This is a genomic window from Janthinobacterium sp. GMG2 (genome assembly GCF_033949445.1).
GTDB classification, from domain to species: Bacteria; Pseudomonadota; Gammaproteobacteria; order Burkholderiales; family Burkholderiaceae_D; genus Janthinobacterium; species Janthinobacterium aestuarii.
Genome location: NZ_JAXAWA010000002.1, coordinates 436,315 through 460,267, shown reverse-complemented (window position 1 = coordinate 460,267; position 23,953 = coordinate 436,315). Strand labels below are relative to the sequence as shown.

The 23,953-nt window shown below is 64.8% G+C and carries 13 protein-coding genes; 6 read left to right on the top strand and 7 right to left on the bottom strand.

Going from position 1 to position 23,953, the window contains the following annotated elements; genetic code table 11:
- Positions 1-10: 10 nt before the first annotated feature.
- The gene (hepB, locus tag SKZ59_RS08100; RefSeq protein WP_319991346.1) at positions 11-2,824 is read right to left on the bottom strand and encodes a heparin/heparin-sulfate lyase HepB; all 2,814 of its coding nucleotides are present in this window, start codon (positions 2,822-2,824) and stop codon (positions 11-13) included.
- Between the two features lie 168 nt (positions 2,825-2,992).
- Complete coding sequence (locus SKZ59_RS08095; protein ID WP_058049920.1) at positions 2,993-5,260, bottom strand: OPT family oligopeptide transporter; 2,268 nt, start codon at positions 5,258-5,260, stop codon at positions 2,993-2,995.
- Positions 5,261-5,520: 260 nt separating this feature from the next.
- Here SKZ59_RS08095 and SKZ59_RS08090 point away from each other — a divergent pair, with 260 nt between their 5' ends.
- Positions 5,521-7,800, top strand: coding sequence for a PBP1A family penicillin-binding protein (locus tag SKZ59_RS08090; RefSeq protein WP_319991345.1), 2,280 nt, complete (start codon positions 5,521-5,523; stop codon positions 7,798-7,800).
- A gap of 58 nt (positions 7,801-7,858) precedes the next feature.
- On the opposite strand, the gene SKZ59_RS08085 is transcribed toward SKZ59_RS08090, so the two are convergent.
- Positions 7,859-8,515 carry a TetR/AcrR family transcriptional regulator gene (locus tag SKZ59_RS08085; RefSeq protein ID WP_034756249.1) on the bottom strand — a complete coding sequence of 219 codons (657 nt, stop codon included), beginning with the start codon at positions 8,513-8,515 and terminating at the stop codon, positions 7,859-7,861.
- 361 nt (positions 8,516-8,876) lie between these two features.
- Between SKZ59_RS08085 and SKZ59_RS08080 the strand changes: the two genes are divergently transcribed.
- Positions 8,877-9,791, top strand: a complete 915-nt coding sequence (locus tag SKZ59_RS08080) for a lipase family alpha/beta hydrolase (RefSeq protein ID WP_034755370.1) — start codon at positions 8,877-8,879, stop codon at positions 9,789-9,791.
- 10 nt (positions 9,792-9,801) lie between these two features.
- Positions 9,802-10,728, top strand: a complete 927-nt coding sequence (locus SKZ59_RS08075; RefSeq protein WP_319991344.1) for a lipase secretion chaperone — start codon at positions 9,802-9,804, stop codon at positions 10,726-10,728.
- Positions 10,729-10,731: 3 nt separating this feature from the next.
- Here the strand turns inward: SKZ59_RS08075 and SKZ59_RS08070 are convergent, their stop codons facing one another.
- The 4 genes from SKZ59_RS08070 to SKZ59_RS08055 form a co-directional block, all read right to left on the bottom strand.
- Positions 10,732-13,518 (bottom strand): ATP-binding protein, encoded by a 2,787-nt coding sequence (locus SKZ59_RS08070; protein WP_319991343.1) that lies wholly within the window; start codon positions 13,516-13,518, stop codon positions 10,732-10,734.
- 51 nt (positions 13,519-13,569) lie between these two features.
- Positions 13,570-14,469: an EAL domain-containing protein gene (locus tag SKZ59_RS08065; RefSeq protein WP_319991342.1), complete on the bottom strand. Its 900-nt coding sequence runs from the start codon at positions 14,467-14,469 to the stop codon at positions 13,570-13,572.
- Positions 14,469-16,055, bottom strand: coding sequence for a methyl-accepting chemotaxis protein (locus tag SKZ59_RS08060; RefSeq protein WP_319991341.1), 1,587 nt, complete (start codon positions 16,053-16,055; stop codon positions 14,469-14,471). The genes SKZ59_RS08065 and SKZ59_RS08060 overlap by 1 nt, the downstream gene beginning before the upstream one ends.
- Positions 16,056-16,420: 365 nt before the next feature.
- Positions 16,421-18,196: a methyl-accepting chemotaxis protein gene (locus tag SKZ59_RS08055; RefSeq protein WP_319991340.1), complete on the bottom strand. Its 1,776-nt coding sequence runs from the start codon at positions 18,194-18,196 to the stop codon at positions 16,421-16,423.
- A 340-nt stretch (positions 18,197-18,536) separates the two neighbouring features.
- On the opposite strand from SKZ59_RS08055, the gene SKZ59_RS08050 reads away from it, so the two are divergent.
- From SKZ59_RS08050 to serB, 3 genes are all read left to right on the top strand, one after another.
- Positions 18,537-19,481, top strand: coding sequence for a 5'-nucleotidase (locus SKZ59_RS08050; protein WP_319991339.1), 945 nt, complete (start codon positions 18,537-18,539; stop codon positions 19,479-19,481).
- An 87-nt stretch (positions 19,482-19,568) separates the two neighbouring features.
- A complete protein-coding gene (mfd, locus tag SKZ59_RS08045; RefSeq protein WP_319991338.1) occupies positions 19,569-23,012 on the top strand; it encodes a transcription-repair coupling factor in 3,444 nt (1,147 codons plus the stop codon).
- 55 nt (positions 23,013-23,067) lie between these two features.
- A complete protein-coding gene (gene serB, locus SKZ59_RS08040; protein ID WP_319991888.1) occupies positions 23,068-23,910 on the top strand; it encodes a phosphoserine phosphatase SerB in 843 nt (280 codons plus the stop codon).
- The last annotated feature ends 43 nt before the right edge of the window (positions 23,911-23,953 follow it).

Sequence of the window (23,953 nt, the reverse complement as noted above, 5' to 3'; positions counted from 1 at the left end):
ACGCCAGCGACTACTTGCGCTGCAGGTCGTACACACCGCCCCCATTCGCGACAAAATACAGGGTGCCGCCGCCGTCACTCACCTCATCTTCGATGAGGCCATCCGTGCCACGCTTGCTCACCGTCCAGCTTCCCGCCTGCAAATCCGCCACCAGCACCTGCATGGATGCGCTGTGCGCCGGCAACTCGACGGTGACAGTCCCGCCCAGCGGCAAGCCGCTTTTGGAAAACAGCACCACGCGGTCCTGGATTTTCACGCCAGCCAGCAGGGCCGAATCGATGGCCGTCGTCGGCAGCGCAGGCAGCGTGCTGCTGGCATCCATCACCTGCATCACGTTCAGGAACACATCCGTTTCGTTCCCGCTCGGCGGCGACACTTCCAGCCGCCACGCGCCCGCTTCCTCGGTCGAATAATCGGCTTCAGGCTGGATAGGATAGTTCGTGCCGCCGACGCTGAATTCATTGCCGCTGCCGCCGACCTTGGCCAGCAACGCATTCGCCGGCAGCAAGGTGCGGTTGATCAGCTTGCCGTTGTACTGCAAGGTGCTGTTGTAATCCCAGTCCGTGCGCTGGATAAGCACCGTGTCGCCGCTGATTTGCGGCTCAAACTGGCTGTGCAGCAGCCAGGTCTTCTTGAACCCCGCGTCGCTGGAGCTGACTTTGTCGAACACGATCAGGGCCGCCGGGTGGTCCGTATTCTTGAGATTCAAGAACACGAATGAGCGCTGGAACTGGCGCACCTTGCTGCTGTACGCGGCCGTCAGATCGCCCTTGATGTAGCTGAAGTCGGGCGCCCCGGCCGCGCCGCCGACCTGCTGCTGGCGCAGGACAGTGGCCACCTTGTAGCCATTGGCCAGTTCCGCCAAGGATGACGGCTCGTCGCCCGGAAAGCGCTGCCCGCCATCATTGGCATAGCCGTCGAAATTCTCGTCCGGGTCATGCACCAGCATGGTGTTGTGCGCGATGCTGCGCTTGTGATAATTCATGTCGTGCGCACTGCCGTATTCCAGGGGGATGCTGGGATCGGCCACATCCCTGCCGCTATAAATACCGGAATCGATGGCCAGGCCGCCCTTGTAGTAAATCTGAAAATGCCCGGCGTCATAATGCTCGTGGTTGCCGAACCAGTCGCCGCCGAGCTTCATCGTCGCCACGACATTGCCTGACTCCACATGTATGCCATCGGTCCACCCCGTGCGGGCGATCATCAGGCCGGCGGGATCCGGAAAATATTTGGTCAATGGCAACGCCACCGGGCTCGGCGTGCTGCCCATGGCCGTATTGCCCAGCAGAATAGGCCAGATGCTGTCCTTCGGGTGGATAAAGCTGGTCGACGGCTGCAGCGACTGCTTCAAATACTCATGCTTCAAGGTGGGATTGTTGTAGTAGGTGGCGGGCAGCATAAAGGCCAGCGGTTCGCTCCAGTACTCCCTGCTGTTGGTGTAGGAGGAGTGATAGACGTCGCCATCACGCATCCATTGTCCGTCGGGGCGGCGCGTGTACAGCCAGTGATACGGCGTCATCTGCTGCACGGGATCGAACACGGGCGCGGCGCCCATGCGCCGGAATATCCATGCGGCGTACATATCCGCCAGGAAACGCACCGTGCCATACGACGCACCCTGATGATAGGCTTGCGCCGCATAGGCATAGTTACGCGGCGCGATATAGTCGGCAAAGAAGCGCCCGGCAACGATGTTGTAGACGAGCGGCGCCTCGTCATAAAAGGCGATGGCGGCCGACAGCTGGTCGCGCAGCAGCTGGTTGTCGCTGCCATGGCCGACGACGGGGCCTTGCCGCGATGGCGGAAAGCCGATTTCCATCGTGGCCGCCAGCTGCGTAAAACGCGCGACGACATAGGCGCGCTGCTGCGCGCTCATCAGATGGAAGCACCAGTCATACACCATGGCGCTGGCCAGGATGATATCGCCTTTCTCGTTCGGGTGATTGTAGCCGGGCGCAAACTGCACGGCCGCCAGGTAGTCGAGCAGCATCTGCACGGCTTCCCGGCCCCGCTGCGCCTGCGCCGCCGAACCGCCGCGTTCGTACAGCAGAGAGTACAGCGCCTTCGCCTTGATCGCGCTCACGGCATCGACCTGGTGATTGCTCCTGGCCGGGCCGCCAGGCACGAACACGGGCAACGCCACCACTGCCGGTGCCGCGACAAACCCGTTCAGGACAGCGCGATGCTGCACCATTTCCTGCGCGCCGGACTCGAAACGGCTACGTATCGCGGCCAGGTCCCCCACCCGGGCAAACACGCGCGGATGCTCGCCGGCGGGCGGCAGCACGGTGGGCAGCGGATACACGCCATAGCCTTGCGGGACAAAATCGGCCAGCGCCGTGACCAGCAAGCAATCGATCCCCAGGCCGCCCTCGCGGTACTGGAGCTTCAGTTCGCGCTCGCCCGCCGCGAGCCAGCGCGTGACAGGCAGCCAGGTCCACTTCGGCGGCTGGCCGGCGGTGAACGGCACGGATGCACTGGCATAGGCGCCATTGTCGACCGCCAGGTACAAGGACGCGGCGTTCGCCGCCGGCGCCAGCACGCGCAGCCAGATCGTATAGTTGCCATCGCGGGGCACGGTCACGCTGTACGACAATTGCGCCGCCGCGCCTGGCGACTCGGCACGCGCCAGGTCAGCCGGCGTACTCAGATAGCCGCCGCCGGACACCACGTTGCCGCCCTGGCTTTCCAGCCCCCATGGCGCGCCAGGCGCCGTACTTTCCGCCTCAAACATGGCCTCGACGGGAAAAGGCGTGGCATGCAGGGCAGGACTGGCTGCCAGCAAGGCAAAAGAGATAAAACCGCGTTGCAGTGGGGACATGAGGAGAACTCCAGATTGTTGTATTTTAAACAGCAACAACAATACACTACTTGTCGATATTTGATTTCATTTTTATAACAAAAATACCTGAGCCGGCCAGCGACGGGCAAAAAAAAACCGCCCGGATCGTCATGACACCGGGCGGTTCTCATTGGGTTGGCTACAACATCAAGCCTGCGGGCGGTCCGCCTTTTTCTCGCGCGCCACGATATACAGCAGCACGATGATGACGGCATACGGCAGCAGCGACAGCGCGTCCGAGTGCAGGCCCGCGTAGAACGGGTTGCCGTGCTCGGCCCAGTCGGCCATCATCTGGTCGAAGTGCGTGAGCACGCCGGCCGTGATGGCGATGATGATGCCGGCCAGCGCGCCGCCGGCGATGTAGCCGGAGGCCAGCAGCACGCCCGAGCTGCGGTCGCCCGCCAACTGGCGCTCTTCCTCGTTCAGTTTCGCATTGTGTTCCAGCTTGTTGTTGCGGCGGTCCGCCAGCCAGCGCACCAGGCCGCCGACGAAGATCGGCAAGGTCGATGACAGCGGCAGATACACGCCCACGGAAAACGCCAGCGACGGGATACCGGCCATTTCCAGCACCACGGCGATCATCACGCCGAACAGCACCAGGGTCCAGGGCAGTTGCTGGTCGAGGATGCCCTTGATGATGTAGGACATCAGCACGGCCTTCGGCGCATCGTATTTCTTCACTTCCGAACCGTCCGGACGCTTGCTGTAATGGCCGTTAATGCCCGGATCGACCAGGTAAGCCAGCTGGCCATCTTCCTTGACGAAATACTTGCCGGCCGGGCCACCCACGGTGTCCGTCTTTTGCCAGACTTTATACGTATTGTGGTCGGTATCGGCTTGCGGGCCGTGCAGCTCGCCCGTCACCGTCAGCTTAGACGCGTCGACCGTCAGGCCGGGCGCCACTTGCGCGGCCGGCACGTAGACGGTGCTCGCTTCGTTCAGTTTCAGCAGAATCGGACCGAGGATCAGCGCGGACGACAGCGCGCCCGCCAGGATCGCGTACTGCTGCAGGCGCGGCGTGGCGCCCACCAGGTAGCCGGTTTTCAAGTCTTGCGACGTGGTGCCCGCATTGCTGGCGGCGATGCAGACGATGGCGCCCACCGACAGGGCCGTCACATAGTAACGCCCGCCCGTCCAGCCCATGATCAGGAAGATCAGGCAGGTAAACAGCAAGGTGGCCACGGCCATGCCGGAGATCGGGTTCGACGACGAGCCGATTTCGCCCGTCAGGCGCGACGAGACGGTGGCGAACAGGAAGCCGAAGACGAGGATCAGCAGCGCGCCGAGGAAATTCATGTGCAGCGGCGTGGCGAAGGTGATCACGGCGATGATGGACAGGCAGCCGATGACGACCCATTTCAACGGGATATCCTGGTCGGTGCGCAGGGTGGAATTGCTCTTGACGCCCTTGCCGATGCCTTTCAGGCCGGCCGACAGGCTGCGCCAGATCATGGGCATGGCGCGCACCAGCGAAATCAGGCCGCCGGCGGCCACGGCGCCCGCACCGATGTACAGCACATAGGCGCTGCGCACGTCGTCCGCACCCATTTCGCTGATCAACTTGGTGCCAGGCGAGAGCACGGTGGTCAGGCTGTCGCCGAAGAACTTGATCATCGGGATCAAGAGCAGGTAGGACAGCACGCCGCCGGCCGCCATCGTGGCGGCGATGCGCGGGCCGATGATGTAGCCCACGCCCAGCAATTCAGGGGAAATCTCGGCGCCGATGGAGCCGCCCTTGAGCGGCGCGGCAAATTCCACGCCCGGCGTATCCTTCCAGCCCTTGAACGAGATATTGAACACCTTGTACAGCAGGCCGACGGCAAAGCCGCCGAAGATGATCTTCGCGCGGCGCTTGGCGTCCAGCGCGGCGGCCGAATCCTTCTCGATGCTTTCGCCGGCGGCGATGCGCGATTCTTCCGTGGCGGCCGCCTTGAGCACTTCGGCGCACGCCGTGCCTTCGGGGAATTTGAGTTCCTTGTGCTGGTCGACGATCATGGTGCGGCGCATCGGGATCATCATCAGGATGCCCAGCAGGCCGCCGAGGATACCGACCAGCATGACCCGCGAGATTTCCAGGTCGAAGCCGAGGATCAAAATGGCCGGCATGGTCACGCCCAGGCCGAAGGCCAGCGATTCGCCGGCCGAACCGGCCGTTTGCGTGATGCTGTTTTCCAGGATCGACGAATCCTTGCCGCCCACCTTCTTGGCCAGGCCGAACAGGGTGATGGCGATCACGGCGACGGGAATCGACGCGCTGACGGTCAGGCCCACTTTCAGCACCAGGTACAGCGAGGAGGCGCCAAAGACCATCCCCAGGATGACGCCCATGAATAGCGCGCGGAAGGTCATCTCGGGCAGCTTCGCATCGGCCGGAATGTACGGCTTCACGACGCTCGGTGTTGCATCTTTTGCCATGGATATTTCCTTAATTTTTAAAAATAAACAGCCCGGATTGACGCCCGGGCTATTTTCTTGAAGCCGAGACTATCGCACAGCCGCGTTTCGATGAAAAGGTTTTTTGCTCCCGGTCCCGGCGGCCAGCCCTGGCACCCCGCCCGCGCCGGAACGGCTGGCGCATTGGTCTATAATCGCTGCCACCGTGCCCTGCACGCTCACGTGAGACTGCCTTGACTGCCAAACGAACCGGATTCCCCTGGCCTTCCCGCCGCGCCACCGTGCGCGCTATCATCATCGCCGGCTGCGCCGCGCTGGCCGCTGTCCTGCTGCTGGCCGCCTACCTGTTCCTGTACGTGCGCCCCCGCCTGCCCGAACTGGGCGTCATCACCGACTACCAGCCGAAGATACCACTGCGCGTGTACACGGCCGACAATGTGCTGATCGGCGAATTCGGCGAAGAGCACCGCGACTTCGTGCCGATTGCGCAAGTGCCGGAAATGATGAAGAAGGCCTTGCTGGCCATCGAGGATGGCCGCTTCTACGAGCACCACGGCATCGACTTCGTGCGGGCCGGCGGCGCCGTGCTGTCGAACCTGCGCCACGGCTTCGGCCACGGCGGCGGCTCCACCATCACCATGCAGGTGGCGCGCAATTTCTTCCTGACGCGCGAAAAAGTCGCTTCGCGCAAGCTCAACGAAATCATGCTGGCCCTGAAAATCGAGTCGGCCCTGTCGAAAGAGCAGATTCTTGAGCTGTACATGAACCAGATGTACCTGGGCCAGCGCTCATTCGGCTTCGGCAGCGCAGCGCAGACGTATTTCGGCAAGCCATTGTCCGAACTGTCGATCGCGGAAATGGCCATGCTGGCGGGCCTGCCGCAAAACCCGTCGCGCCACAACCCGATCAGCAATCCGAAAAAGGCGCACGCGCGCCAGCGGCTGGTCTTGAAACGCATGCGCGAACTCGATTACATCAGCGAAGGCCAGTACCAGCAAGCGCTGGCCCAGCCGCTGCATATCAATAGCCGCGGCAAGCAGGGTTTCGATACGCACGCCGAATACGTGGCCGAACTGGCGCGCCAGGCCGTCTATGCGCAGTTCAAGGAAGACAGCTACACCAAGGGCATCAGCGTCTACACGACGATCCTGAAAGCGGATCAGGACGCGGCCTATGCTTCGACGCGCCGCAACGTCATCGCCTACGACCAGCGCCACGGCTACCGCGGCCCGGAAACCTTCATCGACATGCCAGCCGACCCGGAGCAGCGCGACGACGCCATCGACGCGGCGCTGCAAAAACGCCCGGACAGCGATGGCCTGATCGCCGCCGTCGTCACGGACGTGGCCAGCGGCAAGGTGGTGGCCGATACGGGCGATGGCGACGCCAAGACGATCACGGGCGACGGCTTGCGCTTTGCCGCCCCCGCCCTGTCCGCCAAAGCGAGCGCCGGCATCAAGCTGCGCCCGGGCGCCGTGATCCGCATCACCAGGGATGGCAAAGACAACTGGGCCATCACGCAAGTGCCGCTGGTGGCCGCCGCGTTTGTCTCGCTCGACGCGGACACGGGCGCCTACCACGCCATGGTGGGCGGCTTCGACTACAACCTGCAAAAGTTCAATCACGTGACGCAAGCGTGGCGCCAGCCCGGTTCAGCGATGAAGCCCTTCGTGTATTCGGCGGCACTGGAAAAAGGCTTTTCGCCGGCCACCCTGATCAATGACGTGCCTTTGGAAATGCAGGCGGGCGGCAAGGTGTGGGCGCCGCAGAACGACGACTTCAAGTTCGACGGTCCCATCACCATGCGCTACGCGCTGGCGCAATCGAAGAACGTGGCCTCGGTGCGCATCCTGCGCGCGCTGGGCGTGTCGTACACGCACGACTTCCTGGAAAAATTTGGCTTCGACCCGGCCCGCCAGCCGAACAATCTGACCATGGCGCTGGGCACGGGTTCCGTCACGCCCGTGCAGATGGCGGGCGCCTACGCCCTGTTCGCCAATGGCGGCCACCAGGTGGAACCGTACCTGATCGACCGCATCGTCGATGCCAAGGGCACGGTGCTGATGCAAACCAAGCCGCCCGCGCCGAACGACGACAAGACCCTGGCGCTGGACCCGCGCAACGCCTTCGTGATGGACAGCATGCTGCGCGAAGTGGCGCGCACGGGCACGGGCGCGGCGGCAACGAAAAAACTGGGCCGAACTGACATCGCCGGCAAGACGGGCACCACCAGCGACGCCGTCGACGGCTGGTTCGCCGGCTACAGCGGCGGCATCGTGGCCGTGGCGTGGATGGGCTATGACGAGCCCAAGTCCCTGGGCGGACGCGAATTCGGCGCCACCCTGGCCATGCCGATCTGGATCGACTACATGCGCACGGCCCTGTCGACGCGCCCGCAAATCACGCGCGCCGTGCCGGAGGGCCTGAGCCAGGTCGACGGCGAGTGGCTGTACGATGAATTCATCGACATGAACGGGGTCAAGACCCTGGATATGGACGTGGAGACGCCGACGGATCCGGCAGCCGTGCCGGAGACGCTGCCCATAGAAACCACGAACTGATCAGTAGGTCGGGTTAGCCGGAACGGCGTAACCCGACAAGCCGCCGTCGGCGGCGTTTTTACGGCGCCTTGACCATGCTCAAATACCCGCGCGCCGTACTGACGACACTGTCGGCGAAATCGTCGACATTGACCTTCGCCGCGCGGTACTTCCAGCGTTTCACGTACCAGTCCTGGAACAGGGCCAGGCAGTGCGCGGCCAGCAAGGTGGGATCGCCCTGCGGCTTCGGTTCGATTTCGGCGATGGTGGCGGCGATCAGGGTCTGCACATACAGTTCCGAATTCTTCGCCATGCTGCGCTGCTCGACCTGCAGCACGCGCGAATCCATGAAGACGAAATAAAACCACGGCTGCAGCACTTCGGACAGGTAGATCGACGAGCGTATCATCGCTTCGAGGCGGTCCAGCGGCGACTTCACGTCGACGAACAGCAGCGGCAAGGCTTGCGTGGCGTGGCGCACCACGTCCTCGATCATTTCGGCCAGTTGATCCTTGCTGGTGATGTAGCCATACAAGCCGCCCATCGACAGCCCCGTCTCGCGGCACAGGTCGCGCAAGCTCATGGCGCGGAAGCCCACGTCATTGGCCAGGCGGAAGGTGGCGACGAAGATGCGTTCTAGGTTTTCCAGCGCCGGCTTGCGGCGCTTGACGCCGATACGTTCCGCGTGGCGGTCAAGAATATATTCCCAGATGTTTTCGCCATTTAAAGGCGTCATCTGCTGAAACTGTTCAAAATTAAAATGGGTCGACAAGTGCATTCCCAAATAACGGTGTAAGAGCGATATCCATGCAATGCCTGGGCAAGGCACTGCAAGACGGCGGGACGGCTGATGCGGGGCCGATTATAGCTCAGGAAAACAACTATTTTACTTTTCAACTATGCAATGGGCGCATAAGCCACGCCAAATACCCACAGTTATTGCGCTGCATCATGCAATTCAAATGCAATTTACATCGAGCGGTGCTACATTTAAAAAACCGAGCGCTCGCTATTTTTAATGCATCGAGAATGTAAGGAGCGCACGGTTCATCGCTACAGCATCGACATTTCCATATTATTCAAATAACGGAGACAAAATGAAGACTCGCTTTTGGCAACTGCTATCCACCCTGCTGTTCACTCTCGCCATCCTGCCCGGCAGCGCCAGCGCCGCCGGCTACACGCAAACGAAGTACCCGATCGTGCTCGTGCACGGCCTGTTCGGCTTCGACAAGCTCGGTCCCGTCGACTATTTTTATGGCGTCTCCGACGCCTTGCGCAGCGGCGGCGCACAAGTGTATGTGACCACCGTGTCGGCCGCCAACAGCACGGAAGTGCGCGGCGAGCAGCTGCTGTCGCAGGTGCGGCAAATCCTCGCCGCCACGGGGGCGGCCAAGGTCAATTTGATCGGCCATAGCCACGGCGGCCCCACGGCCCGCTATGTCGCCTCCGTGCGCCCCGACCTGGTGGCGTCCGTCACCAGCGTGGCCGGCGTGAACAAAGGCTCCAAGGTGGCAGACATCCTCAGCGGCGCCATTCCCAACACCAGCAACGCGTTGGGCAATGCGCTCGCCTCCCTGATCGGCATTTTATCGGGCAACAAGGGATTGCCGCAAAACGCGGGCGCCTCGCTGGCGTCGCTGTCCACGGCCGGCTCGCTCGCTTTTAATAGCCGCCATCCGCAAGGTGTGCCCACCTCCGCCTGCGGCGAAGGCGCGTACCAGGTGCAAGGCGTGCACTATTTTTCCTGGAGCGGCGCGCAACCGTACACGAACGTGCTCGACGTGGGCGACCCGGCACTGGCAGCCATCAGCCTGGCCTTCGGCGGTGCCAAGAACGATGGCCTGGTCAGCAGCTGCTCCAGCCACCTGGGCAAGGTAATCCGCGACGACTACGCCATGAACCACCTCGATGAAGTCAACCAGTTCGTCGGCATCGTCAACCTGTTCGAAACGAACCCCGTCACCGTCTTCCGCCAGCAGGCCAACCGCCTGCAAGGCCTGGGACTGTAAGGAGAAGCGCATGCACGCGAAATCGATCATCGGCGGCAGTCTGGCGGCCCTGGCCCTGGCCCTGTACCTGGCGCTGCGCCCTGGCGAAGCGCCGGCCCCGCCGCCGGAAAAGGCGGAACCGGACCTGTTCGCGTTCGTGCGCTCGATGGAAGGCACGCGGCCCGACGGCAACGTGACGGTGGCCACCGGCGACAAGCTGGTGGTCGACGCGGAACTGGCGCACCTGTTCGACTACTACCTGGCGGGCCTCGGTGAAAAGCCGCTGGCCGCCATCCGCAGCCAGATCGAGGCGGAACTGGACCGGCGCCTGGCGCCCGTGCCCGCCCGCGAAGCCAAGCGCCTGCTGGGCGCGTATCTAGCCTACAAGCAGGCGCTGGCCGGGGCCGAGCAGGCCTTGCCGGCGCAAGCCGATGCGGCCCTGGCGGCGCGCGCGCGCCTGCAAGCCATGCGGGCCTTGCGCGGCAATTACTTTACGCCCGAGGAAAGCGCGGGCCTGTTCGGCGCCAGCGACGCGTATGACGACGATGCCGTGGCGCGCATGGCCATCCTCGGCGACACGTCGCTCGATGAAGCGCAGCGCCAGGCGCAACTGGCGGCGCTCGATCAAAAAATGACGCCCGCTCAGCGCGCCGCGCGCGACGCGCCGCTGCAGGTGGCGCAGCTGGACGCCTCCGTCAGGACCTTGCGGGCACAGGGCGGCGGCGAGAATGAAGTGTACCGCCTGCGCGCCAGCACCTTCACGCCGGCGGCGGCCGCGCGTCTGGCGGAACTGGACCGCGAAGAATCGCAGTGGCAGCAGCGCATCATCGCGTATCAAGCGCTCAAAGCCCAGAAGGCCAGCCTGCCCGGCGGCGCACAGGATGCGGCAGCCCTGCAGCAGCTGCGCGACGCCAGTTTCACGCCGGACGAGCAGCGCCGGCTGGGCGCCTACGAATAGCGTTCAAGCCAGCTGCGCCAGCAAAGCGGCGGCCGCCATCACGTCCGTCGTGTCACGCCCCTGCCGGTAGCCCGCATGGACGGGAGCCAGCACGGCATGCGCGGCGGCGCGGCGGCCTTGCGCCTGCAGCACGGCCGCCAGGCTGGTGGCGCAGCGCAGCTCCCAGCCAGGCGCCTGCTGGCCCCTGGCCAGCCGCAGCGCTTCTTCCAGCTGCACCCGCACCGCTTCCAGGCCCGCCGTATCATCTTGCGCCAGCGCCCGCCATCGGTGGTGCGCGTCGCGGCGCAGCACTTCCGGCGCGCTCCACGGCGCCATGCCCATGCGCGCGCGTCGCAGCGCCTGGCTATCGGCGGCCGCGTCGTGCAAGGTGGCCATCAAATCGACCTGTATCGGCCAGCTGCGCACCGCGGGCCAGGGGAACTGCGCCAGCGCCTCGCCCCCGTCGAGCAGGCGCCGGTAGGCGGCGCCCCAGGCGCTCCAGTACAGCAAGCCATAGCGGGCCGCATGCTCGCACAGCAGGCAAGTCCACGCATGCGCCAGTTCCCGCTGCCCGCACCACAAGGCGACGGGAATAGCATTGAGGGCCAGCGCCACGCACAGCGTGACGCCATTGTGTTCGAAGCCCACCGCCACCGCCTCGCGCACCAGGGCCAGGGCGTCGTCGGGGCGGCCCTGCATCCACAGGCAGCGCGCCAGCGTGCCGCGCAGGCAAACCTGGTGATCGGCCAGCAAGGCATGATTGAAGCCGAGCTGACGCGCACCCTCGGGATGCGCAAGCACCATGCGCGCCAGCGCCGCCGACTGCGCGTAGCGTCCCTGCACATACTCGCCCACGGAGCGCATGCGCGCCAGTACCAGCCGCATCGGCGCGTCATCGCGGGCCTCGCGCGCGTCGCACAGCACGGCAAGCTCGGTGGCGTAACTGTCGGCGCGCTGGAAATCGGCCAGCTTCAGGCAGCAGATCCACATGCCGCAAATCGCCTCACAGCGGCGGCTGCCATCGTCCGTGCGCATGGCCAGCGCATAGCCGTGCTGGAACGAACGCAGCATGGTGCCGGTGATGCCCTGCGTATGCAGCAGCAGGTGCGCCTGCGAGGCATGCAGCCGCATCTCGCTGTCCGGGTCGTCCAGCGCATGCGCGGCCATGCGCTCGAGCGCCCGCCCGACGCGCACGCGGTATTCGTCCATCAGCGACAGCTGATAAAACAGGGTTTGCGCGGCCAGGGTCAGGGACACGCCCAGCGCCACGTCGCCCTCCTCGCCGAAAGCCCAGTCGATGGCGGCGCGCAGGTCGTCGACATGGCGACCGTAGCGCGCGCTCCATTGGGCCGGCGGCATGCTCGCCCAGTCGGCCGCGGTGCGTTGGGCCAGGCCCAGGCAATGGCGCGCGTGGCGCAGCAGCACGGCGCCCGCATCCCCGCCCGCCGACAGCAGCGCACCGGCATAGGCGCGCGTGGTGTCGAGCAGCCGGTAATACACATGCCGGCCGCAAAACTCGATGCTGACGAGGGACTTGGCCGCCAGGTCGGCCAGGGTGTCGAACACGTCGCAGCCGGCCACGGCGCTGGCGGACTCGAGGCGGAAGCGGCTCCTGAACACGCTCAGCGCCTGCAGCACCTGGCGCTCTTGCGCGTCGAGCAAGCCATAGCTCCAGTCCAGGGTGGCGCGCAGGGTCTGATGGCGCAAGGGCATGTTGCGCGCGCCGCGCGTCAACAGGCGAAAACGGTCGTCGAGCTGGCGGCGCAATTCGTGCAGGCCGAAATGGCCGATGCGCCCGGCCGCCAGCTCCAGCGCCAGCGGGATGCCATCGAGCCGCCGGCAGATATCCACCACCACGGGCACGTCGGCGTCGGCCAGCACGAAAGCATCGTCGACGGCCGCGCAGCGTTCGCAAAACAGCTGCACCGCGGCGAAATGGCGCACTGCCGCCGCATCGGGCACGGCATCGGCCGGCGGCAATTCCAGCGCGGGCAGGCGCTGCAACTGCTCGCTGGTGATGCGCAGCGGCTCGCGGCTGGTGGCCAGCACGTGCAGCAGCGGCGCGCCCTTGAGCAAGGCGTCGGCCAGCGCGGCGGCCGCGCCGATCACATGCTCGCAGTTATCGAGCACGATCAGCATGTGGCGCGGGCGCAGGTAGGCCAGCAGCACCGGCATGGCGTCGCCGGCCGCCACGGCCACGCCCAGCGCCGTGGCCAGCGCCAGCGGCACCAGACGGCCCTCCTCCAGCGGCGACAGGTCGACGAAACACACGCCGTCGGCATAGCGGCGCAGCACGCGCGTGGCCAGGACGACGGCCAGCGTGGTCTTGCCGATGCCGCCCGGGCCGGCAATGCACAGCAGACGCAATTGCAGCAACTGGTTGGCCATCGTCTGCAGCACCTCGGTGCGCCCCAGCATGCGCGTGAGCATGACGGGCAGGTTGTGCCGCGGCTCGGCGCCGGCCGCACCGGGCGCCGGCCGGCCCGTGTGCGCCAGCGGCGCCAGGAAGCCGTAGCCGCGCCCGGGAATGGTGGTGATGTAGCGCTGGCCATCGCGGCCGTCGCCGAGCGCCTTGCGCAGCGCCGCCAGATGCACGCGCAAGGTCGCGTCGTCGACCACGGCATTGGGCCAGACGATGGCCACCAGTTCATGCTTGTCGACGATGTCGCCGGCGCGCTCCAGCAGGGCCAGCAGCAAGTCCATGGCCCTGCTGCCCAGGCGCAGCGCGCGTTCGCCCTCGAACAGCACGCGCTCCAGCGGCAAAAGGCGAAACGGGCCGAAGACATAGGCCGGGGCAGGACTGTTTATCATTCTTGCGTGGGGGAGTAGGTGTTAAAGCACGCGGCTTGCAGTGGCCATATTTTACTGAGCATCCGCGCCATGCCGCATGGCGCCATGTTTCGGCACTGTTACAGGGCCGGCCGGCGCGCCAGCGGCCAGCAGCGCGGCCACGTCGGCCGCAGGCGCCGGGCGGTGCAGGTAAAAGCCCTGTACCTGGGGGCAGCCCAGCCGCCGCAGCTGCGCCAGCTGTTCACCGTTTTCCACGCCCTCGGCCAGCGCCTGCAAGCCCAGTCCCCGCGCCAGCGCCAGGGTCGAGGCGACGATGACAGTGTCACAATCTGCGCTGCCACCGCTGCCCAGGTCGTGGATGAAGGAACGGTCGATCTTGATGGTATGAATCGGCAGCAGCCTGACATGGCTCAGGCCCGAATGGCCGGTGCCATAGTCGTCGAGAGAAATGGACAGGCCCAGCGCGCGCAGCCGGCGCAATCCCTGCGTCGCCTGCGCCATGTCGTCTATGCAGCAGCTTTCCGTCACTTCCAGCTCCAGCAGGCCGGCAGGAATGGCGTGACGCCGCAGGCAGCCCAACACGAAGTCGGGCAACTGCGGCTGGCACAGCTGGCGCGCCGAGACATTCACCGCGACCGGCACCACCGGCAGGCCCTGCGCGCGCCACTGCGCCAGCTGGCGGCAGGCCGCGTCGATGCCCCAGTTGCCCAGCGCGGCGATGGCGTTCGTCCGCTCGGCCAGGCCGATGAATTCGTTCGGGTAGACGAGGCCGTGGCGCGGATGGTTCCAGCGCAGCAGCGCTTCCAGGCCGACCAGGCGCAGCCGCGCCGTATCGAACTTGCCCTGGTAATGAAAGCAGAATTCGCCGTCGACGATGGCCCTGTCCAGGCGCCCCTGCAACTCCCGGCTGCGCGCCGGCGCCCGGCACAGCAGCGCCAGCGCGCCGTGCCAGAACCTTGACAGGCCCGCCACTAAGCCAGCAGGCGCGGCACGGCAGGCGCAGGGCGGCCCGCCAGAACCGCCGGCCCCTGGCGCAGGCGAAACACGCTAACCACCTGCAGCAGATTCGCCGCCTCGCCTTCCAGCGATTGCGACGCGGCCGCCGCTTCTTCCACCAGGGCCGCGTTCTGCTGCGTCACTTCATCCATCTGCACGACCGCCTGGCTGACCTGGCCGATGCCCGTGCTTTGCTCGGCGCTGGCCGCCGTGATGTCGGCCACCATCTGGCTCACGCGCCCCACGGCCGCCACCACTTCCTGCATCGTGGCGCCGGCTTGCGCAACCAGCGCCGCGCCCGCGTCCACCTGCTGCGTCGAGGTGGCGATCAGGGCGCGGATATCGCGCGCCGCCGCCGCGCTGCGCTGCGCCAGGTTGCGCACTTCCGTTGCCACGACGGCAAAGCCGCGCCCCTGCTCTCCCGCACGCGCCGCTTCCACGGCTGCGTTCAGGGCCAGGATATTCGTCTGGAAGGCCAGCATGTCGATCACGCCGATGATGTCGGCGATCTGCGCAGACGAGGCGCTGATGGCGTCCATCGTATGGATCACCTGGCCCACGGCTTGCCCGCCGGCGCCGGCGATGTTCGCCGCCTCGACGGCCAGCACGCTTGCATGGCGGGCATTATCCGCGTTCTGCTGCACCGTGGAACTCAGTTCCTCCATGGCCGACGCGGTCTGTTCGAGCGAGCTGGCCTGCTCCTCGGTGCGCGACGACAGGTCGATATTGCCGGCCGCGATCTGCGACGAGGCCGTGGCGATGGTGTCGGTGCCGCTGCGCACGCGCTGCACGATGTCGAGCAGGTTGCCGTTCATGATGCACAGCGCGTCGAGCAGCTTGCCCGTTTCATCGCCGCCGTGGCGGCCGAAGGTCGACGTCAGGTCGCCGGCGGCCACGGTCTGCGCCACGCCCAAGGCATGGCGCAGCGGATCGACGATGCTGCGCGTGACCAGCCAGGCCGTGACGAGCGAAAAGAGCACGGCGAGCGCGCTCAGCGCCAGCATCATGTTGCGCGCCGTCGCGTATTCGTGATGCACCTGGGCGCCCGCCTCCTCCATCAGCGCATGCTGGTACGCGATCAGGCTTTCCAGCGCCGCCATGTAGCGCAGCTGCTCGCCGCGCACGGTGCCAAGCAGCAAACTGGTCGCTTCATCGCGTGCGCCCTCTTCCAGCAGGGCCAGTACCTTGTCGCGCCCGCCGTTGAACGCGGCGCGCGCCTGCGTCACGGCAGCCATCAGCTCGCGGCCCTGCGGCGACTGCACCGCCTTTTCCAGCTGCGCCAGTCCTTTTTCCGTGTCGCCGCCCGCCCTGGCGATGGTGGCGCGTTCCTGCGCCAGCTGCTGCGGCTCCGTCATCAAAAGCAGGTTGCGCGAGGAGCGCGCGATGATGTTGACATTCTTGATGATGTCGTTGGCCAGCACGGTTTTCGGATATTTGTCATCGATCACGTCGCGCATGCGCAGTTCCAGGCTGGACAGGCGCAGCATGCCCAGCACGGCGGTCGCCAGCAGCAGCAAGGTCAACAACGCAAAGGCGCAGCGCAGGCGTGTGCCGATTTTCATATTTGCCATCTTTATTCGCATCCTTCAGTGTGGTGCATCGGTCATCGCGCCGGGCTCGCATGCAAGGCTGACGGCAATGGCTGCCGCCTGCCAGGTATGGCCGGACGCAGCAGGCGGAAGGGTCAGCCGGGATGTGGCCGAGGCGGGAACAAGGGTGGTACGGCTGGCAGTGTGAGTTATCTCACAGGCAATGTCGCGTTAAGTTTTGCAAAGATTTGCTTAGATGGCAAAACAGCTATTTTAATAACGCTGTTTTTTTAGTAAGTAGTAACCGCAGTTCGAACCGGAGTGCGCCCCTGCGCACGCATGTGAAAACGGCCGCGCAAGGCGGCCGTCCGGTAGCGCATGCGGGCGCCGTCAATCGATCAAAACACTTCCCACTCGTCGTCGCGCGGCGCGCTCTGGCGCTGGGACGGCACGGCGTGCAGGGCCGGGCGGCCTGCGGCAGGGCGCGAAGCTTGTCCCGGTGCAGGACGCTTCAGCGCGGCACTGGCCGCCACGGTGCGCGGCGCGGCCGGCTTTGCGTTTGCGTTTGCGTGCGCGGCAGGCGCCTGCGCGCCATCGAGCTTGAAGACGCTGACCACCTGGGCCAGCTGGCCCGATTGCTCCTGCAGCGATTCGGCTGCGGCGGCCGCCTCTTCCACCAAGGCCGCGTTTTGCTGCGTCACCTGGTCCATCTGGCCGATGGCCTGGTTGATCTGGTCGATGCCCGAGCTTTGCTCCTGCGTGGCCAGGCTGATTTCTGCCATGATATCCGTCACGCGCTGCACGCTGGCGACGATTTCAGCCATCGTGCTGCCCGCCTCGGCCACCAGCTTGCTGCCCGTGTCGACGGCCACGACGGAGTCGCCGATCAGCGTCTTGATTTCCTTGGCGGCGGCTGCGGAACGCTGCGCCAGATTACGCACCTCGGTGGCCACCACGGCGAAACCGCGTCCCTGCTCGCCCGCGCGCGCCGCTTCCACGGCGGCGTTGAGTGCCAGGATATTCGTCTGGAAGGCGATGCCGTCGATGACGGAAATGATGTCGACGATCTTGCGCGACGAATCATTGATGGCGTCCATGGTCTCGACCACCTTGCCCACCACAGCGCCGCCCTTGACCGCCACGCCCGAGGCGTTCAGCGCCAGCTGGTTCGCCTGCTGGGCGTTGTCGGCGTTCTGCCGCACGGTCGACGTCAGTTCTTCCATCGACGACGCCGTCTCTTCCAGCGAACTGGCTTGCTCTTCCGTACGCGAGGACAGGTCCAGGTTGCCGCTGGCAATTTCCGACGACGCCGTGGCGATGGTCTCCGTGCCGCTGCGCACCTGGCCGACGATGCTGACCAGGCTGGAATTCATGTCTTTCAGCGCCCGCAGCAGCTGGCCCGTTTCTTCCGTCGTGTGCACCTCGATCTGGCTCGTCAGGTCGCCCGAAGCCACCGTCTGCGCCACTTTCACGGCCGCATTGATCGGCTGGGTGATGGCGCGCGTGATGTAGGCGGCGCAACCGATGCCCAGCGCGGAGGCCAGCAAGCCGAGGATGACCATCAGGCTTTCCGAGCGGATCACGGCCGCGCTGCCATCCTTGACGCTGGCATCGGCCACGCCGTTATTGAGCTTGATGATCTCGTTGAGCGTGCCTTCGGCCTTGCCGAACAGCGCACGCGAATCCTGGTACTGCTTGTAGAATGCCGCGAACAACTCTTTCTGCCGCGGCTCGTCGCGGTTGTCGGCCAGCTGGCGCAGGATGGCGCGCACCTTGTCGTCATCGCCCTTCCAGGCCGCCCACTCGCCCTGGAAGCGCTGCCACAGCACGACTTCCTCGGGGGTTTGCGGCAGCGGCTCGTACAGCTTGCGGCCCGCCTCGATATTCGTCCATGCCTTGGTGCGCAATTGCAGCGCTTCCGCGAACTTGTCCTGTGCCTGGTAATTGTTTTCATACATGGCGGCCGTCAGGGTGGCGGCGGCGACGGCCGTCTGGCCTTCGCTCATCATCATCAAGCCTTGGATCGATGGCAGGCGCACCACGCCGATTTCATTGACGGCGCGCCCGACGGTGGCGATGCCCGAATAGCCGCTGACGCCCACCACCAGCAAGGCCGTCATCATCACGGCGACAAGCGTCGCCAGCTTCCATTTGATCAGTAAATTCTTAAACATGGCGAGGTCCTTTATAAAGTCACGAAGACTGCTGGCGAAGTCGGGGCTGGCATGTTCGAGTAAAACAGCTGACACTTGTATAAAGGTGGCGGGGATAGGGCGTACGCTTCGTTACAATTGGCGAGATTTCATAAGTGGAAGCATAGTGGAAAACAAGCGTGCTGGCTGTCAAATACTTGATACAAGACAAGATTTATTTCTTTACTGTGGCGCGTATTGCACAGCGGTCAAAAAAATTGACATGGCGCCCCGCTTTGGTGCAAAAAGTGACCGTGCTTCACTATTGGCTACGCAGTTGATAGTCGTATAAGATGAGCAACAAGCAAACAACAGGCAGACCATGGCTTATCCTATCGAACACAAACTGGTGATCGGGGTCGCTTCCAGCGCCCTGTTCGACCTGGCAGAATCGCACCAGGTCTACCTCGACAACGGCCCCGAGGAGTACCGCAAGTACCAGGAAACGCATATCGACACGGTCCTGCCGCGCGGCGTGGCCTTCCCCTTCATCCGCCGTTTCCTGAACATCAACAAGCACTATCCGCGCCAGTCACCCGTGGAAGTGGTGCTGTTTTCGCGCAATTCGCCGGAAACGGGCTTGCGCGTCATGCACTCGATCGCCCACTACGGCCTGGACATTTCACGCGCCGCCTTCATGACGGGCAAGTCGCCCTACCCCTACCTGCCCGCCTTCAACGCCTCGCTGTTCCTCAGCGCGAATGAAGGCGACGTGCGCAGCGCGCTGGCCTGCGACTACCCGGCCGGCCTGGTACTGCCGTCGCGCACGGAAGACGACGAGGACGACGAGGAATTGCGCGTGGCCTTCGATTTCGACGGCGTGATCGCCGACGACGAAGCGGAAACCGTCTTCAAGCGCAACAACGACGTCGATGAATTCCACGCCCATGAAACCCTGAACGTGGGCACGCCGCACCGCCCCGGCCCGCTGGCCGGCCTGTTCCAGAAGCTGGCCACCATGCAGCGCCTGGAAGAAAGGGCGCAGCGGCGCGACCCCGGCTATAAAAAGATCCTGCGCATCGCCATCATCACGGCGCGCAACGCGCCTTCGCACGAGAGAGTCGTGACGACCCTGAAAAGCTGGGGCGTGGCGGCCGACGAGACGTTTTTCCTTGGCGGCATGGACAAGTCGCGCGTACTGGCCGTATTCAAGCCGCATATCTTCTTCGACGACCAGCTGAGCCACCTCAAATCGGCGGGCGGCACGATACCGATGGTGCATGTTCCTTTCGGTGTCGCGAATATGCGCGCGGGCGATGGTCTATAATCCTGCCTGTCAGCGCCGTCACTGGCGGCGCGGCGCGCACCACAGCTGTCCCATTCAACTGCCTCTGCCACTAGTGTCATCGCCTGCATGTCCTTAGACTTAACAAAAGCCCTCCCCAAGCCCGGCAACCGCTATGCGCTGCCCGCCCTGTATGGTTCATCCGACGCCTATGCCCTGGCGCTGGCCGCTTTGGCCTTGAAAGCGCGGGGCCAGATGCTGGCCGTGGTGGTGGCGCAGGCCAGCGACGGCCAGCGCCTGCTTGATGAAATCCCGTGGTTTGGCGGCAAGGACCTGCGCTGCCATCTGCTGCCGGACTGGGAAACCCTGCCCTACGATGCGTTCTCGCCGCACCAGGACTTGGTCTCCGAGCGCCTGGCCACCTTGCACGAAATCCAGACGCGCCAGTGCGACGTCCTGATCGTACCAGCCACCACGGCGCTCGTGCGCCTGGCGCCGCCATCGTTCCTGGCCGCCTACACCTTCTTCTTCAAGAAGGGCGAAAAGCTCGATGAAGCGCGCCTGAAGTCGCAGCTGACCCTGGCCGGCTACAGCCATGTCTCGCAAGTGATGTCGCCGGGCGAATACTCGGTGCGCGGCGGCCTGCTCGACCTGTTCCCCATGGGGTCCGCCCTGCCCTACCGCCTGGACCTTTTCGGCGACACCATCGAGACCATCCGTACGTTCGATGCGGACACCCAGCGCTCGCTGTATCCCGTGCATGAAGTACGGCTGCTGCCGGGCCGCGAATTCCCCATGGACGAAGCGGCGCGCACCACTTTCCGCAACCGCTGGCGCGAACAGTTCGAAGGCGATCCATCGCGCTCGGTCGTCTACAAGGACATCAGCAGCGGCATCGCCTCGGCCGGCATCGAATATTATCTGCCCTTGTTCTTCGAACAGACGGCCACCCTGTTCGACTATCTGCCGCCCGACGCCTCGCTGGCCCTGGTGGGAGAAATCGACGCCGCCATCGGGCGCTTCTGGACCGATACGCAGTCGCGCTACCGCTTCCTGAAGGCGGACCGCGAACGGCCGATCCTGCCGCCCGAATCGCTGTTCCTGTCCGACGAGCAGTTCTTCGGCCTGGCCAAGCCGTATGCGCGCCTGGCGATCGCCAAGTCGAACGATGCGCTGGCGTCCGAACTGTCGGCGCCCGTGCCGAACATCGCCGTCAACCGCCGCGCCGACGACCCACTGGCCAACCTGCGCAGCTATTTGCTGCAATCGGGGCGCCGCGTGATGATCTGCGCCGAATCGAACGGCCGCCGCGAAACCTTGCAGCAGTACTTCAGTGAGTACGACCTGCACCTGACGCCCGTCGAAGGCAGCGACGGCTTTTTGCAATCCGACGCCAAGCTGATGCTGGGCGTGGCGCCGCTGCATGCGGGCTTCGAGCTGTTTACGCCTGAAGGAAATCTATCCTTCATCACCGAGACGGAGCTGTACGCGGGTTCCGGCCGCCGGGTCGGCAGCAAGAAACAGGAAGGCGTGACGCAAGTCGAGTCGATGGTACGCGACCTGTCGGAGCTGAAAATCGGCGACCCCGTCGTGCACATCAACCACGGCATCGGGCGCTACATGGGCCTGACCAGCATGGACCTGGGCGAAGGCGAGACGGAGTTCCTGCACCTCGAATACGCGAAGGACACCAAGCTGTACGTGCCCGTGTCGCAGCTGCATGTGATCTCGCGCTATTCAGGCGCCTCGCCGGAAGACGCGCCGCTGCACTCGCTCGGCTCGGGCCAGTGGGAAAAGGCGAAGAAGCGCGCGGCCGAACAGGTGCGCGACACGGCCGCCGAGCTGCTCAACCTGTATGCGCGCCGCGCGCTGCGCCAGGGCCACTCGTTCGAATTCTCGTCGCACGACTACCAGCGCTTCGCCGACAGCTTCGGCTTCGATGAAACGCCGGACCAGGCCGAGGCCATCCACAACGTCATCAAGGACATGACTTCCGGGAAACCGATGGACCGCCTCGTCTGCGGCGATGTCGGCTTCGGCAAGACGGAAGTGGCGCTGCGCGCCGCGTTCATCGCCGTCATGGGCGGCAAGCAGGTGGCCATCCTGGCGCCCACCACCCTGCTGGCCGAACAGCATGCGCAAACCTTCGCCGACCGCTTCGCCGACTGGCCCGTGCGCATCGCGGAATTGTCGCGCTTCCGCAGCGGCAAGGAGATCACGCAGGCGTTCAAGGGCATGGCCGACGGCACCATCGACATCGTCATCGGCACGCACAAGCTGCTGTCCGACGACGTGAAGTTTACCCGCCTGGGCCTCGTCATCATCGACGAGGAACACAGGTTCGGTGTGCGCCAGAAGGAAGCGCTGAAAGCCTTGCGCGCGGAAGTGGACGTGCTGACGCTGACGGCCACGCCGATCCCGCGCACCCTGGGCATGGCACTGGAAGGCTTGCGCGACTTTTCCATCATCGCCACGGCGCCGCAAAAGCGCCTGGCCATCAAGACCTTCGTGCGCAGCGAGGGCGAAGCCATCATCCGCGAAGCGTGCCTGCGCGAACTCAAACGCGGCGGCCAGATCTACTTCCTGCACAACGAGGTGGAAACCATCCAGAACCGCCTGGCCATGCTGACGGAACTGCTGCCCGAGGCGCGCATCGCCGTGGCGCACGGCCAGATGCACGAGCGCGACCTGGAAAAAGTCATGCGCGACTTCGTCGCCCAGCGTTTCAACATCCTGCTGTGCACGACGATCATCGAGACCGGCATCGACGTGCCGACGGCGAACACCATCATCATGCACCGTGCCGACAAGTTCGGTCTGGCGCAGTTGCACCAGTTGCGCGGCCGTGTGGGACGCTCGCATCACCAGGCCTACGCCTACCTGCTGGTGCACGACGTGCAAGGCCTCACGAAACTGGCGCAGCGCCGCCTGGACGCCATCCAGCAGATGGAAGAACTGGGCAGCGGCTTTTACCTGGCCATGCACGACCTGGAAATCCGCGGCGCCGGCGAAGTGCTGGGCGAGAGCCAGTCGGGCGAGATGACGGAAATCGGCTTCCAGCTGTATTCGGACATGCTCAACGAAGCCGTACGCTCGCTGAAGGCGGGCAAGGAGCCGGACCTGGCCGCGCCGCTGGCCTCGACGACAGAGATCAACCTGCACGTGCCGGCCCTGCTGCCGGCCGATTTCTGCGGCGACGTACACGAGCGCCTGTCGATCTACAAACGCCTGGCCAACTGCGCCACGCAAGAGAAGATCGACGATATCCAGGAGGAGCTGATCGACCGCTTCGGCAAGCTGCCCGACGCCGTCAAGGCCCTGGTCGAGACGCACCGCTTGCGCATCGCGGCAAAAACCGTGGGCATCGTCAAGATCGACGTGCATGGCGAGGCGGCCACCCTGCAATTCATGGCCAAGCCACCGATCGACCCGATGCGCATCATCGACCTGATCCAGAAAAACCGCCATATCAAGCTGCATGGCCAGGACAAGCTGAAAATCACGGCCGCCATGCCGGACCTGGCCGCGCGCGTGACGCAGATCAAGACCACCATCAAGCAATTGACGGTGTAGACCATTTCGATAATTAATGCAGGACTGCCCCATGACCAATACCAAGACCATCACCATGAATCTGATCCTGCAGGGCCTGGACGGCGATAGCGCCCGCCTCGAACGCATCGCCGCGCTGGCCGCGCCGACGTCCGTCACGCGCCTCGGTCCGAACGCCGTGCGCTGCGAACAGATCGCCTATTCGCCCGCGCTGCGCCCCACGATCGAAGTGGCGGCCCAGGCGGCGCAGCTGGACGCCACCTACATGATGGGCCAGCGTGAACTTGCCGAATTCAAGCTCGTGGCGATGGACATGGATTCGACCCTGATCACCATCGAGTGCATCGATGAAATCGCCGACATGCAGGGCCTGAAACCGCAGGTGGCGGCCATCACGGAAGCGGCCATGCGCGGAGAACTCGATTTTGCGGCCAGCCTGAAACAGCGCGTGGCCCTGCTCGAAGGCCTCGATGCGTCGGCCCTGCAGCGCGTCTACGATGAGCGTTTGAAGCTGTCGCCGGGTGCGGAAGCCATGCTGGCGGCCGTGCAAAAGGCCGGCCTGAAAACCCTGCTGGTGTCGGGCGGTTTCACCTTCTTCACCGAACGCCTGAAGGAGCGCCTGGGCCTCGACTACACGCATGCGAACGCACTGGAAATCATCGACGGCAAGCTGACGGGCAAAGTCCTGGGCGGCATCGTCGACGCCGAGGAAAAACAGCGCACGGTGGAGCGCGTGTGCGCAGAGATGGGCATTACGCCATCGCAGGCCATCGTCATGGGCGACGGCGCCAACGACTTGAAAATGATGGGCATCGCCGGCCTGTCCGTGGCCTTCCGCGCCAAGCCCGTGGTGCGCTCGCAGGCCGACGTGGCGTTGAACTTTGTCGGACTCGATGGTTTGCTCAACGTCTTGAGCTGAGCCGGCGCCAGCTTAGCGCTATCTGGCGGGCGGTGCGCGCGCG

Coding starts and splice junctions, on each gene's coding strand:
- hepB (WP_319991346.1), bottom strand. CDS start 2,824: ATGTCCCCACTGCAACGCGGTTTTATCTCTTTTGCCTTGCTGGCAGCC.
- SKZ59_RS08095 (WP_058049920.1), bottom strand. CDS start 5,260: ATGGCAAAAGATGCAACACCGAGCGTCGTGAAGCCGTACATTCCGGCC.
- SKZ59_RS08085 (WP_034756249.1), bottom strand. CDS start 8,515: ATGACGCCTTTAAATGGCGAAAACATCTGGGAATATATTCTTGACCGC.
- SKZ59_RS08080 (WP_034755370.1), top strand. CDS start 8,877: ATGAAGACTCGCTTTTGGCAACTGCTATCCACCCTGCTGTTCACTCTC.
- SKZ59_RS08075 (WP_319991344.1), top strand. CDS start 9,802: ATGCACGCGAAATCGATCATCGGCGGCAGTCTGGCGGCCCTGGCCCTG.
- SKZ59_RS08070 (WP_319991343.1), bottom strand. CDS start 13,518: ATGATAAACAGTCCTGCCCCGGCCTATGTCTTCGGCCCGTTTCGCCTT.
- SKZ59_RS08060 (WP_319991341.1), bottom strand. CDS start 16,055: ATGAAAATCGGCACACGCCTGCGCTGCGCCTTTGCGTTGTTGACCTTG.
- SKZ59_RS08055 (WP_319991340.1), bottom strand. CDS start 18,196: ATGTTTAAGAATTTACTGATCAAATGGAAGCTGGCGACGCTTGTCGCC.
- SKZ59_RS08050 (WP_319991339.1), top strand. CDS start 18,537: ATGGCTTATCCTATCGAACACAAACTGGTGATCGGGGTCGCTTCCAGC.
- mfd (WP_319991338.1), top strand. CDS start 19,569: ATGTCCTTAGACTTAACAAAAGCCCTCCCCAAGCCCGGCAACCGCTAT.
- serB (WP_319991888.1), top strand. CDS start 23,068: ATGAATCTGATCCTGCAGGGCCTGGACGGCGATAGCGCCCGCCTCGAA.